Source organism: Micropruina sp. (assembly GCF_027492755.1).
GTDB lineage: Bacteria > Actinomycetota > Actinomycetes > Propionibacteriales > Propionibacteriaceae > Micropruina.
The window spans coordinates 1-3,956 of sequence record NZ_JAPUED010000013.1; the positions used below are offsets into that span (position 1 = coordinate 1).

Sequence of the window (3,956 nt, forward strand, 5' to 3'; positions counted from 1 at the left end):
GCCGGGTGATGAGCTCGGAGCGAGGGACGCCGGGCCACTCCTTCGCGGCGATCTCCAGCGCGCGGGCGACCGGCGGGGTCTGGGTGACTTGGATCCGGGTCAGCGTCGTCGGCATAGCCCGGAGTGTACCACCGAGAATTTCAGTGGTACAGGTGGTGGTGATCGCTACGATGCGCTCATGAGTACGCCCTCGTCCGGACCGCCGGGTCCCGAGTTCGACCCGCCCGCCTCCGTCCCTGGACAGCGGCCCAGCAGTGAGCAGCCCGGTCCGGGGAGTCAGTTCCCGTCCGGAACCGATGCGGGCTCGCAATTCCCCGCCCCGGGGGGCGGCTATGCGGCGCTGGGCCCCCAGTATCCGGCGGGCGGTGCCCCGTATCCGGATGCCGGTGCGAGCTACCCGGGCGCGGGGGTGCCGTACCCGGGTGCAGGCGGGCAGCAGGCAGGTCCCGGGGCTCAGTACCCGGTCGGGGGAGCTCAGTATCCGAATGCCGGGGCTCAGTACCCGGGAGCCGGGGCGCAGTACCCGGGTGCACCGGCTGCCGGACCTCAGCAGGCTCCGGGCTCTTATCCCGCCGGCGGAGAGTTCCCGGTTGCCGCAGCTCAAGCGCCTGAACGAGTCGGTCTCGGCCTGCTCGCGGCCGCGGTGGTCGTCGTGGTCTGCTGCGGGCTCACCGCGGCGATCTACCACTGGGGCTTCATCGCCAGCATCACCGCCTGGCTGATGGCCATGGGTGCCGCGTGGGCGTACGGCCGGTTCGGCGGAGCCCCGGTCAAGGGGCGGGTCCCGTTGCTGGCGCTGATCGTCGTCGGCATCGCGCTGGGGTTCCTCTCCATGGTGGCCAGCGCGGTCTGGGACTACTACTGGGAGGAGATGGGCAGCGCCGGCACCACGCAGGAGGCGGTGGAGCTGGTGTTCGGCAACCTGTTCAACGGCGAGCTGTGGCAGGACCTGGGACGCGACGCCCTGTTCTACTTCCTCTTCGCGGCGCTGGGTGCCTTTGGTGTGATCCGGCGGATGAGCGGTATCGGAAAGGCGAAGGCATGACGCATCCTGAACTCGCGCGGATGCGCGACAGCATCGACAATCTGGATTCGGCACTGATCTACCTGCTGGCCGAACGGTTCAAGATCACCCGGCGGGTGGGTGAGCTCAAGGCCGAGGTGGGGCTGCCGCCGGCCGATCCCGATCGCGAAGCCCGTCAGATCGAGCGGCTGCGCACCGTCGCCCAAGATGCCCAACTCGATCCCGAGTTCGCCGAGAAACTGCTGAACTTCATCGTGTCGGAGGTCGTCCGGCACCACGAGCGGATCGCCCGGGAGACGAACTGAGCACGTTCCGGATTCGTCCGGCGACCGTGGACGATGGCGCGGCGCTGGACGGGATCGAGGCGGCCGCCGACGCGCTGTTCGACGGCGTCGTGGTGTTGCCGGCCTCTCCGCCCGGGCGTGCGGCCACGCTCGCTGCCCGGGGCTTCGCACTGGTCGCCGTTGATGCGAACGAGCGGATCCTGGGTTTCGCGCACGTGCTGGAGTTCGACGCCCGGTTCCATCTGGAGCAGCTCAGCGTGCATCCGGACGCCCAGCGCCAGGGCCTGGGCGCGGCCCTGCTCGCCGCGGCCGAGGACGGCGTCCGGGCCAGGGGAGCGTCGGTGGTGACCCTGCGGACCTTCGCCGACGTGCCGTGGAACGCCCCGTTCTACCGCCGGCACGGCTATGTCGATGCCGAGTTGCCGGTCGCGTTGACCCCGCTGCTGGAGGCCGAGGAACGGCTCGGACTGTTGCGGGCCGGGGCGCGGGTGACGCTGGCCAAACAGGTCGCCGAGCACGTCGTGCCGCGGCCGGCGGTGAGCGTGCTGCCGCTGCGTGACGGGGCCCCGGGCCTGGAGGTGTTCGTCCAGTACCGGGCCTCGACCATGGACTTCGCCGAAGGTGCGGTGGTGTTCCCCGGCGGGCGGCTGCTGCCCGGCGAGCTGCCCGTGGACGTGCCGGCCGCGCATCTGCTGGCCTGGGCAGCCACCGAGTTGCCGGCCCCCGAACTGCTGGCCGCCGCCGCGATCCGCGAGGTGGCCGAGGAGTGCGGTGTGCTGCTCGCCGCCGACGATTTGGTGCCCTGGGACGACTGGGTGACGCCGCCCGGCGGCCGCCGTCGCTTCGACGTGGCGTTCTTCCTCACCGCAGCGCGCCCGGTGCAGGAGTGGCGCAACATCACCACCGAGGCGGTCCGCACGGGGTGGACCTCACCGATCGCGTTGCTTCGGGACGCGGACGCGGGCGCCGTCCGGCTCCTGCCGCCGACCCGGACGCTGCTCACCGAACTGGCCGGCCTGCGCGATGTCGCCACGGCGATCGCGGCGCGACCACGGATCGTTCCGGTGCTGCATGACGGTGGTCACCCGCGCCTCGGCGGCACTCGCTGAAATGACGATCGGGATCAGGCACGGCTGTTGGTGCCCGATCCCGATGGTTGTTCACCAGCCGCCGTTGGTCGAGCTTGTCGAGACCCGGGACAGGCCTGCTAGGGAGCCGCTGATCAACGCCCGTCCATGGTCATCCCGGACTTGATCCGGGATCTCTCCCGACTGAGAGCCCGGGATCACGTGAATGATCAGCTAGAGCTCGTGCGCCTCGATGGTCGCGCGGGCCAGCCGCACCGCGTCCTCGCGCAGATCGGCGGGGGAGAGCAGCCTGGCCTCACCGCCGAAGGCGAGCACGATCGCCAGCGCCGCCCGCCGGGCACGGAAGGTCAACTCCACCACCGGCCAGCCGGCGTCGTCGCCACGCTCGATCACCCTGGTGCCCGGTGCGAGCTGGAAGTGTGAGTAGGTGGTGAAGAACCCCACGGCCGCCGGGTGAACGGCCACCGTGATCGTGCACGCCTTGCCGGTGTCCTCGAAGGCGGCTCGTTGCCGCGCCCAGGCCTCGGCGAGGTTCAGGTCGTCCGGCACTCGAGCCGGCTCGTCCAGCACGGTGGCCGAGACGATCCGAGAGACGCGGTAGGTGCGTTGTTGTCCGCGATGCGCGGCCAGCAGGTACCAGCGGCCGGCGTTCTCGACCAGGCCGTACGGATCGACGGTGCGAGTGCCCGGCTCGCCGTTGGTGCGTGGCGACGCGTAGCGCAGCCGCAGCCGGCGCTTCCGCGTCGCGGCATCGCGGAGCACGGGCAGCAAGGGCACCTCTTCGGCCGCCGCGAACCAGCGCCGCCGATCGACCACCACGACCGACGCCAACGCCTCGGCGGTCTCCAATGCCGGCGCCGGCACAGTGGCGGACAGCTTCGTCAGCGCCGAACTCAACTCCCCGCTCAGCCCCAGTTCCGCTGCTGCGGTGCCCGACGTCCAGGCGAACAGCGCCTGCGCCTCGCCGGGGCTGAGTCCGCTGACCTCGGTGCGGTAGCCCTCCAGCAGTGCGCAGCCGCCGTGGCGTCCGCGATCGGTGTAAACCGGGACGCCGGCCGCAGACAGCGCCTCCATGTCGCGCAGCACGGTGCGTTCGGAGACCTCCAGGATCTCGGCCAGTCGGCGCGCGGGCAGCCGTCCGTGCCGCCGCAGCAGGGCGAGGATCTGCAGTAAACGGTCGGCCCGCACACAAGAATCCTGCCACGAAAACCTGACAAGGGATGTCAGGAATGACGACCAGGATGAAGTCATGAATGAAACCCAGACCGCGCCGGACACCCGGCCCCTGTTCCACACCGCGCTCGCCCAGATCGCGCCGCTGATCGACGGGCTGACCGTCGCCGACCTCGATCGGCCGACACCCTGCTCAGAATGGACGGTGCGCGAACTGCTCAGCCACCTGATCGCCGTCGAGAACCGCATCCTGCACATCGCCGGCGGCGGCAAGCCCTTCGAGGTGCCGTCCGTCGTCGACGGCATCGCCGATGCCGACTGGTCGGACGCCTGGAGCTCCCGGCTCGCGCCGGTGCAGGACGCGCTGGCCGACGATGCGCTGCTGGC

At 70.8% G+C, this 3,956-nt stretch carries 5 protein-coding genes; 4 read left to right on the forward strand and 1 reads right to left on the reverse strand.

Translation table 11 applies throughout. The features are described from left to right. The first annotated feature begins 178 nt into the window (after positions 1-178). The 3 genes from Q0066_RS00645 to Q0066_RS00655 are packed head-to-tail and all read left to right on the forward strand — an operon-like array spanning position 179 to position 2,417. Entirely contained in the window at positions 179-1,045 is an 867-nt protein-coding gene (locus tag Q0066_RS00645; protein ID WP_298129049.1) for a hypothetical protein, read from the forward strand. Continuing rightward, positions 1,042-1,329 carry a chorismate mutase gene (locus tag Q0066_RS00650; RefSeq protein ID WP_298129051.1) on the forward strand — a complete coding sequence of 96 codons (288 nt, stop codon included), beginning with the start codon at positions 1,042-1,044 and terminating at the stop codon, positions 1,327-1,329. The genes Q0066_RS00645 and Q0066_RS00650 overlap by 4 nt, the downstream gene beginning before the upstream one ends. A 26-nt stretch (positions 1,330-1,355) precedes the next feature. Continuing rightward, the gene (locus Q0066_RS00655; RefSeq protein WP_298129053.1) at positions 1,356-2,417 is read left to right on the forward strand and encodes a GNAT family N-acetyltransferase; all 1,062 of its coding nucleotides are present in this window, start codon (positions 1,356-1,358) and stop codon (positions 2,415-2,417) included. 192 nt (positions 2,418-2,609) lie between these two features. Here the strand turns inward: Q0066_RS00655 and Q0066_RS00660 are convergent, their stop codons facing one another. Continuing rightward, positions 2,610-3,584 carry a YafY family protein gene (locus Q0066_RS00660; protein ID WP_298129055.1) on the reverse strand — a complete coding sequence of 325 codons (975 nt, stop codon included), beginning with the start codon at positions 3,582-3,584 and terminating at the stop codon, positions 2,610-2,612. A 61-nt stretch (positions 3,585-3,645) separates the two neighbouring features. On the opposite strand from Q0066_RS00660, the gene Q0066_RS00665 reads away from it, so the two are divergent. Next, positions 3,646-3,956 (forward strand): maleylpyruvate isomerase family mycothiol-dependent enzyme (locus tag Q0066_RS00665; RefSeq protein WP_298129057.1); only part of this gene is annotated, 311 nt, incomplete at its 3' end.